Origin of the sequence: Streptomyces sp. NPDC007157 (genome assembly GCF_040634235.1) — a bacterium.
GTDB lineage: Bacteria > Actinomycetota > Actinomycetes > Streptomycetales > Streptomycetaceae > Streptomyces.
In genome coordinates, this window is record NZ_JBEYFE010000013.1 from 165,383 (window position 1) to 182,678 (window position 17,296).

The 17,296-nt window shown below is 72.4% G+C and carries 16 protein-coding genes; 13 read left to right on the top strand and 3 right to left on the bottom strand.

Going from position 1 to position 17,296, the window contains the following annotated elements:
- Positions 1–686 precede the first annotated feature (686 nt).
- From ABZ642_RS24195 to sucD, 4 genes are all read left to right on the top strand, one after another.
- Positions 687–1,289 carry a hypothetical protein gene (locus ABZ642_RS24195; protein ID WP_360487661.1) on the top strand — a complete coding sequence of 201 codons (603 nt, stop codon included), beginning with the start codon at positions 687–689 and terminating at the stop codon, positions 1,287–1,289.
- Positions 1,290–1,588: 299 nt separating this feature from the next.
- Positions 1,589–1,933: a hypothetical protein gene (locus ABZ642_RS24200; protein ID WP_360487664.1), complete on the top strand. Its 345-nt coding sequence runs from the start codon at positions 1,589–1,591 to the stop codon at positions 1,931–1,933.
- 427 nt (positions 1,934–2,360) lie between these two features.
- Positions 2,361–3,539 carry an ADP-forming succinate--CoA ligase subunit beta gene (gene sucC / locus ABZ642_RS24205; protein ID WP_351693433.1) on the top strand — a complete coding sequence of 393 codons (1,179 nt, stop codon included), beginning with the start codon at positions 2,361–2,363 and terminating at the stop codon, positions 3,537–3,539.
- A gap of 27 nt (positions 3,540–3,566) precedes the next feature.
- Complete coding sequence (gene sucD / locus ABZ642_RS24210) at positions 3,567–4,451, top strand: succinate--CoA ligase subunit alpha (protein ID WP_351933019.1); 885 nt, start codon at positions 3,567–3,569, stop codon at positions 4,449–4,451.
- Positions 4,452–4,536: 85 nt separating this feature from the next.
- Here sucD and ABZ642_RS24215 read toward each other — a convergent pair whose 3' ends face one another.
- Positions 4,537–5,388, bottom strand: a complete 852-nt coding sequence (locus ABZ642_RS24215) for a sigma factor-like helix-turn-helix DNA-binding protein (protein ID WP_360487669.1) — start codon at positions 5,386–5,388, stop codon at positions 4,537–4,539.
- Positions 5,389–5,493: 105 nt separating this feature from the next.
- Here ABZ642_RS24215 and ABZ642_RS24220 point away from each other — a divergent pair, with 105 nt between their 5' ends.
- Entirely contained in the window at positions 5,494–7,116 is a 1,623-nt protein-coding gene (locus ABZ642_RS24220; protein ID WP_360488013.1) for a DUF6350 family protein, read from the top strand.
- A 123-nt stretch (positions 7,117–7,239) separates the two neighbouring features.
- Here ABZ642_RS24220 and ABZ642_RS24225 read toward each other — a convergent pair whose 3' ends face one another.
- Entirely contained in the window at positions 7,240–7,989 is a 750-nt protein-coding gene (locus tag ABZ642_RS24225; protein WP_360487672.1) for a hypothetical protein, read from the bottom strand.
- Positions 7,990–8,347: 358 nt separating this feature from the next.
- Between ABZ642_RS24225 and purN the strand changes: the two genes are divergently transcribed.
- Positions 8,348–8,977, top strand: a complete 630-nt coding sequence (gene purN / locus ABZ642_RS24230; protein WP_360487675.1) for a phosphoribosylglycinamide formyltransferase — start codon at positions 8,348–8,350, stop codon at positions 8,975–8,977.
- Positions 8,974–10,539: a bifunctional phosphoribosylaminoimidazolecarboxamide formyltransferase/IMP cyclohydrolase gene (gene purH / locus ABZ642_RS24235; protein WP_360487678.1), complete on the top strand. Its 1,566-nt coding sequence runs from the start codon at positions 8,974–8,976 to the stop codon at positions 10,537–10,539. The genes purN and purH overlap by 4 nt, the downstream gene beginning before the upstream one ends.
- 93 nt (positions 10,540–10,632) lie before the next feature.
- Here the strand turns inward: purH and ABZ642_RS24240 are convergent, their stop codons facing one another.
- Entirely contained in the window at positions 10,633–11,229 is a 597-nt protein-coding gene (locus ABZ642_RS24240) for an RDD family protein (protein ID WP_360487681.1), read from the bottom strand.
- A 230-nt stretch (positions 11,230–11,459) separates the two neighbouring features.
- On the opposite strand from ABZ642_RS24240, the gene ABZ642_RS24245 reads away from it, so the two are divergent.
- The 6 genes from ABZ642_RS24245 (at position 11,460) to ABZ642_RS24270 (ending at position 17,004) form a co-directional block, all read left to right on the top strand.
- A complete protein-coding gene (locus tag ABZ642_RS24245; RefSeq protein ID WP_360487684.1) occupies positions 11,460–12,314 on the top strand; it encodes a bifunctional methylenetetrahydrofolate dehydrogenase/methenyltetrahydrofolate cyclohydrolase in 855 nt (284 codons plus the stop codon).
- Entirely contained in the window at positions 12,304–12,732 is a 429-nt protein-coding gene (locus tag ABZ642_RS24250; RefSeq protein ID WP_360487686.1) for a DUF3017 domain-containing protein, read from the top strand. The genes ABZ642_RS24245 and ABZ642_RS24250 overlap by 11 nt, the downstream gene beginning before the upstream one ends.
- A 281-nt stretch (positions 12,733–13,013) precedes the next feature.
- A complete protein-coding gene (locus ABZ642_RS24255) occupies positions 13,014–14,177 on the top strand; it encodes a sensor histidine kinase (RefSeq protein ID WP_360487689.1) in 1,164 nt (387 codons plus the stop codon).
- Positions 14,174–14,878, top strand: coding sequence for a response regulator transcription factor (locus ABZ642_RS24260; RefSeq protein ID WP_360487692.1), 705 nt, complete (start codon positions 14,174–14,176; stop codon positions 14,876–14,878). Before ABZ642_RS24255 ends, ABZ642_RS24260 begins: the two co-directional genes overlap by 4 nt.
- A gap of 265 nt (positions 14,879–15,143) precedes the next feature.
- On the top strand, positions 15,144–15,611 hold the full coding sequence (locus ABZ642_RS24265) for a helix-turn-helix transcriptional regulator (RefSeq protein WP_360487695.1): 468 nt from the start codon (positions 15,144–15,146) through the stop codon (positions 15,609–15,611).
- A gap of 346 nt (positions 15,612–15,957) precedes the next feature.
- Positions 15,958–17,004 carry a DUF2690 domain-containing protein gene (locus tag ABZ642_RS24270; RefSeq protein ID WP_360487698.1) on the top strand — a complete coding sequence of 349 codons (1,047 nt, stop codon included), beginning with the start codon at positions 15,958–15,960 and terminating at the stop codon, positions 17,002–17,004.
- The last annotated feature ends 292 nt before the right edge of the window (positions 17,005–17,296 follow it).

A 17,296-nucleotide genomic window follows, 5' to 3' on the forward strand; every position in this document is an offset into this window, starting at 1 on the left:
GACGCCCGCGGGGCGGTCCGTGTTCTCCGGGCCCTCGCGCCGCGTCCCTGCTTCGCGTCCGCGTTCCGCCGTACCGGAGGATCCTCCCCGTCTTGTCCTCGCCAGCCGTTCTGCCCGATTCCGCCGCGCGTGTGTCGCGTACGGCGGCGGGGCGGCGTGCGCTGCAACTGGCGTTGCTGGCGGGCGGACTGCTCGCGCTCGGCCTCCTCTGCGGAGGGCGGGCACAGGCGGCCGAGGGGACGCAATCGGTGCCGTCGACGCCGTCGTTGACGTCCTTGGTGAGTCGGCTGGGCGTGGACAGGATCCTCCCGCCCAGTGAGACACCGCGGGACGGGAGAACGGCGCCTGACGGGAGAACGGCGCCTGACGAGACCACGGCACGCGAGACGGCACCCCGCGAGAGCACGCCCCGCGAGAGCACGCCCCGTCTGACCACACCCCACGAGGCAGCGCCCCACGGGACCACGGCCCGCGAGGCAGAACCCCGTGAGGCAACGCCCCGCAAGCGCGTCACCCCCTCCACCTCCGCACCCTCCACGCACCCCGCCACCTCCACGCACCCCGCCACCTCCACGGCCCCCGAGGCCCCCACGGCACCCGTGACCCGCACGGCATCCCCCGCCCCCACGCTGCCCACCGCGCCGGTGGTCCAGGTCGTGCCGGTCGTGGGGGAAACGATTCACTCGGTGACCGTGACCGTGACCGTGACGCGGGCCGTGACCGCGGCCGTGGTTCAGGGGCTCGGTGACGTGGTGCGGCAGGTGACCGACCTGCCGACGGAGCTGGTCACGCTGCCCGTGCGGCTGCCCACTCTTCCGGCGCTGCCGGGTACGTCCGCCACCCTGCCGGTGTCGGAACCGCCCGGTGGGTCCGTCCCGGCGCCGGTCACCTCGGCGCCCGGCACCACCGAGGCACGGCCCGCGGTCACGGAGGGCGGCCGGCAGCAGACCGCCCGTACGAAGAAGCCGGCGGCGACCGTCGGGTCGTACGGGCCGCAGGGCACCACCTCTGCCCTCGCGCCCGTCTCCGGGGCGGCGGCGCACACGCACACCGGCGGCCACCGTGCGGCCCGCGCCTTCGACGGCCCGAGCCGCCCCGCACCCGCCGGAGACCCGGACGGCGCGCTGGGCAAGTCGGTGGTCGACGCCAGTTCCTCCCGGCACGGTGACGCCTACGCCGTGACCGTCGACGACCGGGCGCCGCTGCGGCTGGTGCCCGGTGCCGCCGCGCACGTCGGCGCGGCCGGGACCAGGGACAGGTACCGGGACATCCCCGTCTTCCCCGGCTAGGACGGCCGGCCGCCCACTCCCCGCCACAGACCTGTCGCGCGGGGGCGGAACAGGTCTGCCCGTCCGTCCGGACCCCTTCGGATCCCGCACTTCGGATCCCCCTGCGGAGTCCCCTCCCAGCGCTCTGGACGGCGATGTCCCCAGCCGCGCTTCCGGCCCACCGGAGGCACTCCCAGCTCCGCGGGTGCGTGACACACGCACCGGAGCCCCGAAGGACTGACGCACGCATGAACAAGAACATCAGCGGTCCCCTCGCCACAGCCACAGCCACAGCCACAGCCAGAACCACAGCCATGGCCATGGCCACTGCCACGGACAGAACCACAACCACAGCCACAGCCGCCGACGACGCCGCACGCCGGCAGGGCGCCGGGCCGGCGGCCAGGATCCGTGCCGCGCAGGCCATCCAGGGTGCCCGGGCGGCCCGGGCCGCGCAGGCCACGGCCAAGGCCCAGGCCATCGCCAGGGCGCACGCCCGGGCCCTGCAGAGGCGGGCGGCCACCATGATCGGCTCCGACATGGGCCCCGAAACGGCCACCGCGCTCTTCACCGGCCTCGACGGAGGCGGCGGGACCGCCACCGGCACCGCCCCCATGGCCCCGGAGTACCGCCACGCCCCACAGGCCAGGTCCCACTCCGTCTGACTCCGCGGGGTGACTCGGGGTGGGCGGCCGAACACCGTCGGTTCGCCCCCGCCGGGACCCCGCGGTCCGGGCCGCCCGATCCCAGTGGGGCGGGGAGCGGCGGTCCACCCCGGAGGCGCGCAGCCCCCGGGGCGGAGGCCTCACCGGGCCAACCCCAGCCCGGTGAGGCCTCGCACATCGTTCGCAAGACGGCACGCCGTGCCACCAGAACCGCCGATACCCGGCATCATGTGACAGGTATCACCGCTCAGGTGTGACCCCTGATTTAGAGACCCCCCGCGAGCGGCGATAATCTGCGAGACGGACATGCCGCGCGCTCGGACACCGTGTGCGCCCCCCTTGTGACACATTGCGGACGTCACGTTGCCCTTCGCGGCACGCCCACGCATCCAACGAACCGCGAGATCACTGATAGGGACGGAAGCGCGTGGACCTGTTCGAGTACCAGGCGAGGGACCTCTTCGCCAAGCACGATGTACCGGTGCTGGCCGGTGAAGTCATCGACACGCCTGAGGCGGCGCGCGAGATCACCGAGCGTCTGGGCGGCAAGTCCGTCGTCAAGGCGCAGGTGAAGGTCGGTGGTCGTGGCAAGGCCGGTGGCGTCAAGCTGGCCGCCTCCGCGGACGAGGCCGTCGCCCGTGCGACGGACATCCTCGGCATGGACATCAAGGGCCACACGGTCCACAAGGTGATGATTGCCGAGACCGCCCCGGAGATCGTCGAGGAGTACTACGTCTCCTTCCTCCTCGACCGTGCGAACCGCACCTTCCTCTCCATCGCCTCCGTCGAGGGCGGCATGGAGATCGAGGAGGTGGCGGCCACCCGTCCGGAGGCCGTGGCCCAGACCCCGATCAACGCGATCGACGGTGTGGACCTGGCCAAGGCCAAGGAGATCGTCGCCGCGGCGAAGTTCCCGGCCGATGTCGCCGACCAGGTCGCCGACATCCTGGTCAAGCTGTGGGACACCTTCATCAAGTCGGACGCCCTCCTCGTCGAGGTCAACCCGCTCGCGAAGGTCGTCTCCGGTGAGGTTCTCGCCCTGGACGGCAAGGTGTCGCTCGACGACAACGCCGAGTTCCGTCACGACTGGGACGAGCTGCACGACAAGGCCGCGGCCAACCCGCTCGAGGCGGCCGCCAAGGAGAAGAACCTCAACTACGTCAAGCTCGACGGCGAGGTCGGCATCATCGGCAACGGCGCGGGTCTCGTCATGAGCACCCTGGACGTCGTCGCGTACGCCGGTGAGAAGCACGGCGGCGTCAAGCCCGCCAACTTCCTCGACATCGGCGGCGGTGCCTCCGCCCAGGTGATGGCGAACGGCCTGGAGATCATCCTCGGCGACCCGGACGTCCGCTCCGTGTTCGTGAACGTCTTCGGTGGCATCACCGCCTGCGACGAGGTCGCCAACGGCATCGTGCAGGCCCTGAAGCTCCTGGAGGACCGCGGCGAGAACGTCTCCAAGCCGCTGGTCGTCCGTCTCGACGGCAACAACGCCGAACTGGGTCGCAAGATCCTCACCGACGCCAACCACCCGCTGGTGCAGCGCGTCGACACCATGGACGGCGCGGCCGACAAGGCCGCCGAGCTGGCCCACGCCGCCAAGTAAGCACTCAGGACGAGGACAGAACACACCATGGCTATCTGGCTCAACAAGGACAGCAAGGTCATCGTCCAGGGCATGACCGGCGCCACGGGCATGAAGCACACCAAGCTCATGCTGGGCGACGGCACCAGCGTCGTGGGCGGCGTCAACCCGCGCAAGGCCGGTCAGAAGGTCGACTTCGACGGCACCGAGGTACCGGTCTTCGGTACCGTCAAGGAGGCCATCGAGGCCACCGGCGCCAACGTCTCCGTCATCTTCGTGCCGGAGAAGTTCACCAAGGCCGCGGTCGACGAGGCCATCGACGCCGAGATCCCGCTGGCCGTCGTGATCACCGAGGGCATCGCCGTGCACGACTCGGCGGCCTTCTGGGCGTACGCCGGCAAGAAGGGCAACAAGACCCGGATCATCGGCCCGAACTGCCCCGGCATCATCACCCCGGGCCAGTCGAACGTCGGCATCATCCCGGGCGACATCACCAAGCCGGGCCGTATCGGCCTGGTCTCGAAGTCCGGCACGCTGACGTACCAGATGATGTACGAGCTCCGTGACATCGGCTTCTCGACCGCCGTCGGCATCGGTGGCGACCCGATCATCGGCACCACGCACATCGACGCCCTCGCCGCGTTCCAGGACGACCCCGACACCGACCTGATCGTGATGATCGGTGAGATCGGTGGCGACGCCGAGGAGCGTGCGGCCGCGTTCATCAAGGAGAACGTGACCAAGCCGGTCGTCGGTTACGTCGCGGGCTTCACCGCGCCGGAGGGCAAGACCATGGGTCACGCCGGCGCCATCGTCTCCGGTTCGTCGGGCACCGCCCAGGCGAAGAAGGAGGCCCTGGAGGCCGCGGGCGTCAAGGTCGGCAAGACCCCGACCGAGACCGCGAAGCTGGCGCGCGAGCTTCTCGCCGGCTGAACGACCGCGTGACCGTACGCCGGTAGGCCCGTCCCCGGGTTGGGGCGGGCCTGCCGGCGCTTTCGCTCGTCCGCACCCGCACGCGCTACCTCGCCACCGGCACCAGTCTCTCCGGTCCCTTCTCGGCGATCCTCCGCAGCTTCGCCTGCAAGGCCCGCTCCCCAGCCGACAACGGCCCCAGCCCCACCTCCGCCGGTACCCCGCTGATCGCCTGCGCGGGACCGATCGGCGCCTCGTAGTGCGTCGGCGCCGTCCGCAGCGTCAGCGTCGTCGCCGCGATGATCGTCGCCGTGAACGCCAGCGCGGACCGGGTCCAGAAGCGTGTCCGGCGCTCGGCACAGGTCCGCACAACGGGCGGCTGGGCCGCCCGCAACCGCTCCGTCGAGGCCAGTTCGGCCAGCCGCCGGTGCAACGCGGTGGGGTCCGCCAGCTCGGGAACCTGGTCGGCGACCGCCCGCCGCGCATGGGTCAGCCGCCGCGCCGCCGCCGGTGTGCTCGCCTCCGTCTCCGCCGCCGTCTCCGGCAGGTCGAGGCCGACACCGTCGTACAGGAGGAGCGTGCGGCGGTACGACGGCGGGAGTTCGAGGAGTGCCTCCAGCAGCGCGCGGTCGGCCGCGTCGGCCGGCAGGGCTTCGGGCTGGCGGTAGCGCAGCCGGAACCGGTGCCAGGGGGAGAGCGCGCACTCGTGCGCCACCGCCCGCACCCAGCCGGCCGGGTCCCGGTCGCGGGCCACCTGCGGCCAGTTCTGCCAGGCGAGTTGGAAGGCCCGCTCGACGGCTTCCCGCGCCAGCTCCCGGCGCCCGGTGAGCAGGTAGGTCTGCCGTACCAGGGCCGGGGCGCAGAACGCGTACAGCGCGTCGAAGGCCTGAGTGGGCGTCAGGGCAGCGGACGGTACGGCCTCGTCGGCGGGGACAGGGCTCTGCGTCACCGGGCGCACCTTCCTTCGAAAAAACACATAAACATATATTGGGCGACACTTCGGTGGTTCGCCTGTTACGACGGGAAAGCGCGTGTCGTTGGGAGCATGGCGGTCGTGACTCGGATGCCCGCCCACCGACCGCTGTCGGCACCTCCGTCGCGCTCGTCGCGCCCGCCGCTTCTGTCGCACCTGCTCACCCGGTTGCGCGACCGATCCCCCGGGCTGGCCGCGAGCCTCCTGGGCGGCGCGATCGCGGCCGGGCTCGGACTCGCCTGCTTCTCCGTGCTGGTGATGGCGCTGTGGGTCAGTTCGCCGTATCCCGACAACGGACCGGGCGGCGCGCTGCATCTCGCGGCGGCGCTGTGGCTGCTCGCCCACGGGATCGAACTGGTCCGCACCGACACCCTGTCCGGGGTGCCGGCCCCGGTCGGGGTGACGCCGTTGCTGCTCCTGGTGCTGCCGGCGCTGCTGGTGTACCGGGGAGCGCGGGAGGCGGTGGACGCCCCGGACGCCGACGGCCACGGCGGCGATGCCGACGTGGACGCACCGCCGCCGGTCCGGGCCCGGACGGCGTGGACCGGGGTCGTGGCCGGCTACCTCGGCGTCGGCGGCTGCGCCGCGTTGTACGCGTCCGGCGGCGAACTGCGGCCCGTGTGGGGGTGGGTGGCGGTGTGTCTGCCACTGCTCGCGGCGGCCGCGGCGGGCGCCGGGGTGTGGACGGCGTACGGCCGTCCGCGCGAACCGCTGCTGAGCCTGCTGGGGATGGTCCCGGGGCCGGTACGGCGACTGCTCCTGGGCCGGGACACCCGGGTGCGGTGGGGTACGGCCGTCCGCGCGTCCCTGGCCGGGGTGGCCGTGTTCTTCGGCGGCGGGACGCTGCTGCTCGCGGTGTCGCTGGTGCTGCACGGTGAGCCGGCCCGGGCGTCGTTCCTGCAACTGACGGAGGGGTGGACGGGCCGGTTCGCGGTCCTGCTGCTCTGCGTCTCGCTGATCCCGAACGCGGCGGTGTGGTCGGCGTCGTACGCCGTCGGCCCCGGCTTCGCGCTCGGCGCCGGTCATGTCGTGAACCCCCTCGCCGCCGACCCGGCCCCGCTGCTGCCGCCCTTTCCGCTGCTCGCGGCCGTGCCGGCGGACGGGCCCGGCACGCCGTTGAACTGGCTGGCCGGGGCGGTGCCGCTGGCGGCCGGGGTGACGATGGCGTGGTTCGTGGTCGGCAGGGCGGCCAGACGGCGCTGGCCGGCCGGGCGTACGGCCGGGGTGATGCTGCTCGCGGCCCTGCTGTGCGCGCTGCTGCTCGCGGCCCTGGCCGAGCTGGCGGGCGGGCCCCTGGGCGTCGCCGCGCTCACCCGCTTCGGCCCGGTCTGGTGGCAGACGGGCGCGGCGACCGGCGGCTGGCTGCTGGGCGTGGGCGTACCGGCGGCCCTGGCGCTGCGGGCCTGGCGGGGGCTGGGTCCGGGCTCGCTCGCGGCGTGGCTGGGATTCGGCAAGCAGAGGCCGGAGGAGGAGCCGCCGATGGAGAAGAAGAGCGGGACCCCCTCGGTCCCGGCCCCGGTGGCCGTCATCCTGCCCGACCAGGGCGACGGCGACACGTTCGAGCCGTACGAGGCGCTGCCCGCCGAGCCGTACGAGATGCCGTCGGCCACCCCGCCGCCGTCCGACACCTGGCAGGACGAGACGACCCGCAAGGCCCGGTGGGCGGCACTACGAGACTCCTCCGAACCGTCGGACGGCCCCGGCGGAGCCTGAGCGTCGGACGGTCCCCGGCGGATCCTGACTGTCGGACGGCCCCCGACCGGGCCTGGGCGTCGGACAGCCCCTGACGGAACCTGACCGGCCGTCAGTGGGTCCGGACCGCTTCCGGTCGGCCCCTCAGCTGTTCGTGGTGCCCAGGATGGTGCGGAGTTCCTTCGGGAGCAGGTGGTCGCAGGACTGCTTGGCCTCGTTGGTGAGGGAGTCCGAGACGCACGTGTAGTAGTCGCGGTAGACCATCTGCGCCGTGAAGGTCGCCGCCACCAGGGCAAGCGCCAGCGACGCCGTGATCAGGCCGCTGATCGCCGCCGTCGTCTGCGGGCGGCCGGCGTTGGCGTTGGCCGCGGCCTCCTCGGGGCTGCGCGGCCTGGCGCGGATCGCGCTGACACCCCAGTAGATGCCCAGGGCGCCCAGCAGCAGGGCCACGTAGGGCCAGCCGAAGAGGGCAAAGAGGAAGGCCCACATACCGCTCAGCAGGGCGTACCGCGCCCGGCGCTGGGCCGGGTCCGTCGGGTCCCAGCGCATCCCCGGGCCACCGGGGCCGCCCTGACCGCCGCCGCCCGGGCCGCCCTCGTCGGGACGCTGGCCGAAGCCGCCGGACTGCCGGCCGGGCTGGCGGTCGCTCCACTGGCTGCCCCAGGGCGATTCCCGGTCTCCGTCACCGGCCGGGCGGCGCGGCCGCCACGGCTTGTCCGGCGTGCCCTCCGGCGGCGGGGCGAAGGGGTTGTCGTCCTGCTGGTCACCCTTCGGCCGGTCCGAGGGCGCCTCCGGCGGCGAGGCCGGCCGCTCCCGCAACAGCACGGCGAAACGCGGCCCTCCCTGCACCGACTGCGGGGGGAGCATACGAAGTCCCAGGCTGCGGTCCGGCATCAAGTGAGCGTCTTCCCCTAGATCAAGATGAACAGAGCTGATGGCTACCAGTGGCTTACGGATACGACTGCACGGATACAGCTGATGGCTACGGCTGATCGATACAGCGGGCGAAACGGCTGGTTACTTCCTGAACGCGTCGTATCCCGGACGCGTTCCCGCCTCGGTACCTCCCAGACGCTACCTTCCGGCCACGCCCCCGTCCCGTGGGGGCCGTCCGGTGTGCCGGTATCGTTGCTGCCGGTCGGCCGCTTCGTAGACTTCCCCGTATCCCGGGGCGCGAAGCACTCGTACGAATGTACAAAGCGGGTACGAGTCCGGCCGCCGTACCGACGCTCCCCCGAGAAAGGGCCCCACCGTGGCCGCCAAGCCCGTGGCCAAGCGCCTCGTCGTGCTGGTCTCCGGATCCGGCACCAACCTCCAGGCGCTCCTCGACGCGATCGCCGAGGCCGGCGTCGAGGCCTACGGCGCCGAGGTCGTCGCCGTCGGAGCCGACCGCGACGGCATCGAGGGGCTGGCGCGCGCCGAGCGCGCCGGGATCGCGACCTTCGTGACCCGCGTGAAGGACTTCGGGACGCGGCAGGAGTGGGACCGGGCACTGGCCGACGCCGTCAGCGCCCACGAGCCCGACCTCGTCGTCTCCGCCGGGTTCATGAAGATCGTCGGGAAGGAGTTCCTGGCGCGGTTCGGCGGGCGGACCGTGAACACCCACCCCGCCCTGCTGCCCAGTTTCCCCGGGGCCCACGGCGTACGGGACGCGCTCGCGTACGGCGCCAAGGTCACCGGCTGCACCGTCCACTTCGTCGACGACGGCGTCGACACCGGGCCGATCATCGCTCAGGGCGTGGTGGAGGTCCGGGACGAGGACGACGAGAGCGCTCTGCACGAGCGCGTCAAGGAAGTCGAGCGAAGCCTGCTCGTCGAGGTCGTGGGGCGGATCGCCCGCAACGGCTATCGCATCGAGGGACGAAAGGTAGTTATCCAGTGACCGCCGAGAGCAACAAGCGGCCCATCCGACGGGCGCTCGTCAGCGTCTACGACAAGACGGGCCTCGAAGACCTCGCGCGCGGGCTGCACGAGGCGGGCGTCGAGCTCGTCTCCACCGGCTCCACCGCCTCCCGTATCGCCGCCGCCGGGGTCCCCGTGACCAAGGTGGAGGAGCTCACCGGCTTCCCGGAGTGCCTGGACGGCCGGGTCAAGACGCTGCACCCCAAGGTGCACGCCGGCATCCTCGCCGACCTGCGCCTGGAGAGCCACCGCAAGCAGCTCGAAGAGCTCGGTGTCGAGCCGTTCGACCTCGTCGTCGTGAACCTCTACCCGTTCCGTGAGACCGTCGCCTCGGGCGCCTCGCCCGACGAGTGCGTCGAGCAGATCGACATCGGCGGCCCCTCGATGGTCCGCGCCGCCGCCAAGAACCACCCCTCGGTCGCCGTGGTCACCAGCCCCGAGCGGTACGCCGACGTGCTGGCCGCCGTCGCCGCGGGCGGCTTCGACCTCGCCACCCGCAAGCGGCTGGCCGCCGAGGCGTTCCAGCACACCGCGTCGTACGACGTGGCGGTCGCCTCCTGGTTCGCCTCCGAGTACGCCCCGGTCGACGAGTCGCGGTTCCCGGACTTCCTGGGCGCCACCTGGGAGCGCGAGAACACCCTGCGCTACGGCGAGAACCCGCACCAGCCCGCCGCCCTCTACGTCGACGCCAGTGGCGGTGGCCTCGCCAAGGCCGAGCAGCTGCACGGCAAGGAGATGTCGTACAACAACTACACGGACACGGACGCCGCGCGCCGTGCCGCGTACGACCACGACGAGCCGTGCGTCGCGATCATCAAGCACGCCAACCCCTGTGGCATCGCGATCGGTTCGGACGTCGCCGAGGCGCACCGCAAGGCGCACGCCTGTGACCCGCTGTCGGCGTTCGGCGGGGTCATCGCCGTGAACCGGCCGGTCAGCAAGGAGATGGCCGAGCAGGTCGCCGAGATCTTCACCGAGGTCATCGTGGCGCCCGACTACGAGGAGGGGGCCCTGGAGGCCCTCGCCAAGAAGAAGAACATCCGGGTGCTGAAGGCCCCGGGCGCCCCCGCCAACCAGGTGGAGGTCAAGCCCGTCGACGGCGGTGTGCTGCTCCAGGTCACCGACCGGCTCCAGGCCGACGGCGACGACCCGGCCAACTGGACCCTGGCCACCGGCGAGGCGCTGAGCCCCGAGGAGCTGCGGGAACTCGCCTTCGCCTGGAAGGCCTGCCGGGCCGTGAAGTCCAACGCCATCCTGCTCGCCAAGGACGGCGCCTCGGTCGGCGTCGGCATGGGCCAGGTCAACCGCGTCGACTCCGCGAAGCTCGCCGTCGAGCGGGCGGGGGAGGAGCGGGCGCGCGGCTCCTACGCCGCCTCCGACGCCTTCTTCCCCTTCCCCGACGGCCTGGAGATCCTCACCGCGGCCGGCGTGCGGGCCGTGGCCCAGCCGGGCGGTTCGATGCGTGACGAACTCGTCGTGGAGGCCGCGAAGAAGGCGGGCGTGACGATGTACTTCACGGGGACGCGGCACTTCTTCCACTGAGGGTTGTGGGACCGAACAACACCAGGGCCGTGTCCCCCAGGCGGGGGACACGGCCCTTGGAGCGTGCGGGAGTCGGCCGGTTGCTCGGATCGCTCAGTTGCTGCGGATCACGATCGTGCCGCACACCTTGTCGGCGAACGTCTGGCGCTTGGCGTCCCACGCCGGCCACAGCCAGCCCAGGTAGCAGGCGAGGCTGTCCAGGACGTGGGCGATGCGGCGCACGAAGGCCATGCCGACGCCGATCGGCTGGCCGGTGGCCTCCTTCACCAGGCGGATGCCCAGCGCCTTCTTGCCGACGGTCTGGCCGGTGCGGCCTTCCATGATCAGCTGCCAGATCGCCAGGCCGAGGAGCGCGAGACCGCCGATGGCCGCCAGTGCCGGGGTGTCCTTGCCGACGATCACCAGGATGTACGGCACCAGGAAGACCAGGCCGTCGACGAGGGTGCCGAGGAAGCGCTGACCCCAGTTCGCGTACGGCGGGGTCGCGCCGTAGCCCTGCTGAGGGTAGCCGTAGCCGCCCTGCTGCGGGAAACCGGGCTGCTGGGGGTAGCCGTAGCCCTGCTGCGGCGGCACGCCCTGCGGGGCCTGCTGGTAGCCGGGCTGCTGCTGCGGGTAGCCGTAGCCGGGCTGACCCTGCTGCGGGTTCTGCGGCTGCTGACCGTAGGGGTTGTTGGGCGAGCCGAAACTCATGGCCGATTTCCTCCGTTGGACCTGCGGGGACGACGCGGACAGGGACGGAGGTACGTCATGTTCTGAGCGGTTTGCCCCCCAACCGGACCGCGATACTGCGCCGCTCATCGTTTAGTAAGGGCGAGTTGTTGTCCAGTCCGATTCGCGAGGTGTTGTGCAAGTGCAACATGATTGATCATGACCGCACACCCGATTGGAACCGGGAGACCGGCATCCGCGAGGATGGAGCCATGACCGCCCAGATTCTCGATGGCAAGGCCACCGCAGCCGCGATCAAGTCCGATCTGACCGCCCGCGTGGCGGCGCTGAAGGAGAGGGGCGTCACGCCCGGCCTCGGCACGATCCTGGTCGGGGACGACCCCGGCAGTCAGAAGTACGTCGCCGGCAAGCACCGTGACTGCGCGCAGGTCGGCATCGCCTCCATCCAGCGCGAGCTGCCCGCCACCGCGACCCAGGAGGAGATCGAGGCCGTCGTCCGCGAGCTCAACGACGACCCCGCCTGCACCGGCTACATCGTCCAGCTCCCGCTGCCCAAGGGCATCGACGAGAACCGCATCCTGGAGCTGATGGACCCGCACAAGGACGCGGACGGCCTGCACCCGATGAACCTGGGCCGGCTGGTGCTCGGCGAGCCCGCGCCGCTGCCCTGCACCCCCAACGGCGTGCTGACCCTGCTGCGCCGCTACGGCGTCGAGATCAAGGGCGCCGAGGTCGTGGTCGTCGGCCGTGGCGTGACCATCGGGCGCCCGATGCCGCTGCTGCTCACCCGGCGCAGCGAGAACGCGACGGTCACCCAGTGCCACACCGGCACGCGTGATCTCTCCGCCCACCTCAGGCGTGCCGACATCATCGTCGCGGCGGCCGGCTCCCCGCACCTGATCCGTGCCGAGGACGTCAAGCCGGGTGCGGCCGTCCTCGACATCGGCGTCTCGCGCAACGCCGAGGGGAAGATCGTCGGCGATGTGCACCCCGGTGTCGCCGAGGTCGCCGGATGGCTCTCCCCGAACCCCGGTGGTGTCGGACCCATGACCCGGGCCCAGCTGCTCGTCAACGTGGTCGAGGCGGCCGAGCGCAGTGTCGGCTGACGGCGGTCACGGACAGCACGCGGGGCGCCGTACGACCCGGCGCTTCCCGCTGTTCACACGGGACACGGCGCGCCCCGAGGGGGGCGGCAGGGCCGCGTCGGGAGACCTGCCGGCGCCGGCTCGGCAGTGGCCGCTGCTGGTGGTGCTGGCGACCGTCGCGGTGGGGCTGCTGCTGACCTCGCTGGACCAGTTCCGGGTGGGTGCGCTGCTGATCGGGGCGGGGCTGCTCGCGGGGGCGGTGATGCGCTGGATACTGCCGAGCGTGGGGATGCTGGCGGTGCGGTCGCGGTTCACGGACATCGCGACGTACGGGGTGCTGGGGCTGGTGATCGTGCTGCTGGCCTTGATGGCGCAGCCGAAGCCGTGGCTGGTGATCCCGTATCTGAAGGACGCGCTGCACTTCACGATGAAGAGCTGAGGACGCGTTGCCGGCCGCGGTGCGCTGTGGCTGGTCGCGCCCACGCGGCGGTAGCCGTACCTCGGCACAGCCCGGCGTGCGGCGGTAGCCGCACCTCGGCACAGCCCCGCGTCTCTGTCGGGGCGCCCGCACCTCCCCCGGTGGGTGCGGGCCTTCCCCCCGTTCGAAGGTAGGGCCCCGGCACCCCCGGCGAATCCCACCCCTGATGGAACCCCCTACAACTTCCGCGGTACGTCCGGTGGTTGACTCCCGGCCCCGGACCTCCGCGTTACGCTGCGGCGATGCGACCGCGGAACCCGCCCCCACTCGCCGTCGACACGCTGATCGCGTGCGGGACGGTCGTGATGGCCGTGTTGCTGGGGCGGGAGTCGCCCGCCCAGGGGTGGCCGCAGCTCGACGCGCGGGCGTACGCGCTGATCGTGCTGGCGCAGCTGCCCCTCGCCCTGCGCGGGCGGTGGCCGGTCGCGGTCTTCGCCGTGATGCAGTGCGCCTCGATCGTGTACGTCGGCCTCGGCTTCTGGCCCGTGGTGTGCACCTTCGGCTCCCTGCTGGGCCTGTACACGGTCGCGTCGGTGCGGCCGGTCCGGATCGCCGTCGGCTGCGCGGTCTGCATGACCGGCATGTGGGTGTACGCCGGGCTCGTCACCCGCGGCTCCTCGATGCCCTCCGTCGTCGTGCAGGCGCTGCTGTACTGCTCGGTGTTCGTCTGGTTCGGGCATCTCGCGCAGCGCTCCGCCGTGCTCTCCCGGCATCTGAAGGCCGAGCAGGCCGAGCGGGCGCGCCGGGCCGTCGCCGAGGAACGCGGGCGGATAGCAAGGGAGTTGCACGACGTCGTCGCCCACCACATGTCGGTGATCTCCGTGCAGGCGGGCCTCGCCCGGTTCGTCTTCGAGTCGGACCCCGGCAAGGCGCGCGGGGCGCTGGGGACGATCGCGGACACCAGCGGGGAGGCCCTGGAGGAGCTGCGGCGCATGCTCCAGGTGCTGCGCGAGGAGGATCCGCAGGCCGCCGAACGGGCTCCCATGCCCACCCTGGACCGGCTCGCCGACCTCCTGGAGCGGGTGCGCAGCGGCGGGCTGCCCGTCGAGTTCGTGGTCGAGGGCGAGCCCCGGCCGCTGCCGCCCGGCGTCGAGCTGTGCGCCTACCGCGTCGTCCAGGAGGCGCTCACCAACGTCCTCAAGCACGCCGGCCGCGCGCACGCGCGCGTGCTGCTGCGGTACCGGCCGCACGGCCTGACCGTGTCCGTCCTCGACGACGGGGAGGGGGTGATTCCGGACAGAGTGCGAACGGGCGCCGGACATGGCTTGATTGGCATGCGTGAGCGGGCCAAGCTCTACGGCGGGACGATCAGCGTCGGCCCACGCTCCGAGGGAGGCTTCGCGGTCGAGCTGGCCCTGCCGACCTCGGCCACACTCGCACGGCGGGGGGACGACCGTACCGGATGACCAGAGTGCTCGTGGTCGACGACCAGTTCCTCATCCGCGCGGGTCTGGTGGGGCTGCTGGAAGCCGCGCCCGGGTTCGAGGTGGTCGGGGAGGCCGGGGACGGTGCGGAGGCGGTGCGGCTGGCCGCCGAGACCGGCCCCGACGTCGTGCTCATGGACATCCGGATGCCCGGTCTGAACGGCATCGAGGCCACCGAGCGCATCCTGGCGCAGGCGGCGGGGCCCGCGCCCCGTGTCCTCGTGCTCACCACCTTCGACCTCGACGAGTACGTGTACGGCGCGCTGCGCGCCGGTGCCTCGGGGTTTCTCCTCAAGGACTCCGGCCCGGAACGGCTGCTGGCCGCCGTCACCGCGGTGGACGGCGGTGACGCCCTGTTCGCGCCCAGTGTCACCCGGCGCCTGGTCGAGGCCTTCGCCCGGCAGCACGGCCCCGCCCCGCAGGTCGGCCCGCCGCCCGACCTCGACGTGCTGACCTCCCGTGAGGTCGAGGTCCTCAAGCTCACCGCGCGCGGGCTGTCCAACCTGGAGATCGCCGACCGCCTCTACATCAGCGAGGCCACCGTGAAGACGCACCTCAACCGCACGATGACCAAGCTCGACCTGGGCAGCCGGGCACAGGCGGTGGTGGTGGCGTACGAGACGGGACTGGTGACGCCGGGCGGGCTGGGCGGCCTGGGCGGGCCGGCAGGCCTCGGCGGCTGAAGCGCCTGAAGAGCCTGAAGCGGCGGAAAAGGCTGAAAGGCGGCCCGTCCCCTCCCCCGAGCAGGACGGACCGCCGTCGGGTTTCAGCCTTCCCATCGGGCGGCGGCTGTTCAACGGATGTCCGTCGGCTGTGGCACAGAGGTGACAGTTCCGCGACGGACCGTCCGCACTGCCACAGCCTGCGGGAACCGTCGGACCGCCCCCTGTCGTCACCCGGTCTGAACTGGCAACGAACTGGCAACGCGGGAAGCCGTGGAGGTGGGTGATGGGCGGCTGGCAGCCGCTGCCGGAGGGGCTCCCTGCGGAGGTGCGGCACTTCGTGGAGCACCTGCGGCTCCTCAAGGACGACACCGGTCTCAGCCTGGTCGCGCTGGGCGCCCGCACCGCGTACAGCAAGTCCTCCTGGCAGCGGTACCTCAACGCCGTCCAGCCGCCGCCGCGGCAGGCCGTCGCCGCGCTGTGCCGGGTCGCGGGCCTCACCGGTGCCGACGCCGAACGGCACACCGTGCGCTGGGAGCTGGCCGTCCAGGCCTGGCCGCGCCCGGCGAACGTGCCGGAACCACCGCCCGGCACCGGGGAGTACGAGGACGATCCCACCCTTCCCTGGTGGGACCGCCCGGAGCAGGAACAGGAGCGGGCGGTCCGCCCGCACGGCCGGCTGCTGACGGCCGCGGTCCTGCTGCTGCTCGTCCTGCTTCTCGTGGCGGTCGTCGGTGCCGTGGCTCTCGGGTGAGCCGGGTCTCCCGTGACCTGCGAGGTCACGGCCCGATGACCGGTGTGTCGATGTGTTGACAAGTTCGCGGATATGTCACGAAGCCGACTCACAAGCGGGCTAACGTGTCCAATCGGGGCGAGCCGAAGGCCCGTCGGACCGCTTCGCGGTCGGCGTGCGACGGTGCACGCGGGCGGGCCAGTGCTCCTGTGCGCCCCCTGCCGGGGGACTGGGTTCCGGGGGCGCCGCGGTCCGCTGGGTAACCAGAACGGGGACCGGCGCGGGGGCACCACGCGCAAGGGGAACGCGAGGGAAGACACGCCACCGAACCGGGGGCAAGAGGACCGGGGGAATGAGGGGGGAAGCAATGCCTCGTTGGAAGGCCCTGCCGGATGAACTCGATCCGCAGGTCAAGGAGTTCGCGACGCAGCTGCGGCGGCTCGTGGACCGCAGCGGGCTGAGTGTCGCGGCGCTGTCCGACCGCACCGGCTACAGCAAGACGTCCTGGGAGCGGTACCTGGGCGGGCGCCTGCTGGCGCCCAAGGGCGCGATCGTCGCGCTCGCCGAGGTCACCGGCGCCAATCCCGTCCACCTGACGACCATGTGGGAGCTGGCCGAACGGGCCTGGAGCCGTTCGGAGCAGCGTCACGACATGACGATGGAGGCGATCCGGATCTCCCAGGCGCGGGCCGCGCTGGGGGAGTTCGGGGGCCCGCCGGTCCCGTCCACGTCCACCACCACGGCCGGGGGCAAGGCACCGCGCCGGGCGGGCAGTGCCGTCGCGACGCCGGGGATCGCCGGGCCGGCGGGCGTCTCGCCCACCATCCCGCCCCAGCCGACGGCGCCCGACGCCAACCGCCGGGAGGGCACGGGCTCCCGCGGGCCGGCCGCGCCCGGGGTGCCGGGTGCCCCCGGCGGCGGCCGGCGGCGGCTGACGATGTTCCTCGCGGGGGTGGTCGGCGTGGCCGTGGTCGTCGCGGCCGTCTTCTTCCTCACCGACCACGGTGGCGACGGGAAGAAGAACCGGAGCGGTGCCACCTCGTCCGCCCCGTCGACCAGCGCCGGCACCGACCTGCCGGCCGGCGTGAAGTGCGCGGGCACCGGCTGCACCGGCAAGGACGCGGAGGCCATGGGGTGCAGCGGCGACCTCGTGACCACCGCCAGGACCGCCACGGTCGGCGCGACCACCCTGGAGGTCCGCTACAGCAGCACCTGCGGCGCCGCCTGGGGCCGTATCACCGGCGCGGCCCGGGGCGACTCGGTGCGGGTGACGGCCGGTACCACGACGGAGACCGGCGACATCACGGCCGTCGGCGACACGATCGCGTACACGCCGATGGTCGCGGTACGGGACGCGGCCCAGGCCAAGGCATGCGCGACGCTGGCGTCGGGGCGGACGGGGTGCACCTCGTAGAAACTGCGTGTGTCCAGGAATGCCGTCGCGATTCCTGGGCACGCGAACCGTACCCCCCACGGGAGTCCGGATTCCGGTACCCCCGGTGGCGGCCGCCCCGTCTCACCTCTCCCGGACGGGCGGCCGCCTTTTTCGTGCGTTGCCCGCGGGCGGCGTCCGTGGGGTCACGTCGGTGGGGTCATGTCCGTGGGGCCACGTCCGTGGGGTCACGTCCGTGCGGTCACGTCGGTGGGGTCACCTCTGTGGGGTGAGCCACACCGACCCCTCCACGTCCAGCATCCGGAATGCGCGA

Coding starts and splice junctions, on each gene's coding strand:
- ABZ642_RS24270 (WP_360487698.1), top strand. CDS start 15,958: ATGCCTCGTTGGAAGGCCCTGCCGGATGAACTCGATCCGCAGGTCAAG.
- ABZ642_RS24220 (WP_360488013.1), top strand. CDS start 5,494: ATGCCCGCCCACCGACCGCTGTCGGCACCTCCGTCGCGCTCGTCGCGC.
- ABZ642_RS24265 (WP_360487695.1), top strand. CDS start 15,144: ATGGGCGGCTGGCAGCCGCTGCCGGAGGGGCTCCCTGCGGAGGTGCGG.
- ABZ642_RS24255 (WP_360487689.1), top strand. CDS start 13,014: ATGCGACCGCGGAACCCGCCCCCACTCGCCGTCGACACGCTGATCGCG.
- ABZ642_RS24200 (WP_360487664.1), top strand. CDS start 1,589: ATGGCCACTGCCACGGACAGAACCACAACCACAGCCACAGCCGCCGAC.
- ABZ642_RS24245 (WP_360487684.1), top strand. CDS start 11,460: ATGACCGCCCAGATTCTCGATGGCAAGGCCACCGCAGCCGCGATCAAG.
- ABZ642_RS24225 (WP_360487672.1), bottom strand. CDS start 7,989: ATGCCGGACCGCAGCCTGGGACTTCGTATGCTCCCCCCGCAGTCGGTG.
- sucD (WP_351933019.1), top strand. CDS start 3,567: ATGGCTATCTGGCTCAACAAGGACAGCAAGGTCATCGTCCAGGGCATG.
- ABZ642_RS24240 (WP_360487681.1), bottom strand. CDS start 11,229: ATGAGTTTCGGCTCGCCCAACAACCCCTACGGTCAGCAGCCGCAGAAC.
- ABZ642_RS24260 (WP_360487692.1), top strand. CDS start 14,174: ATGACCAGAGTGCTCGTGGTCGACGACCAGTTCCTCATCCGCGCGGGT.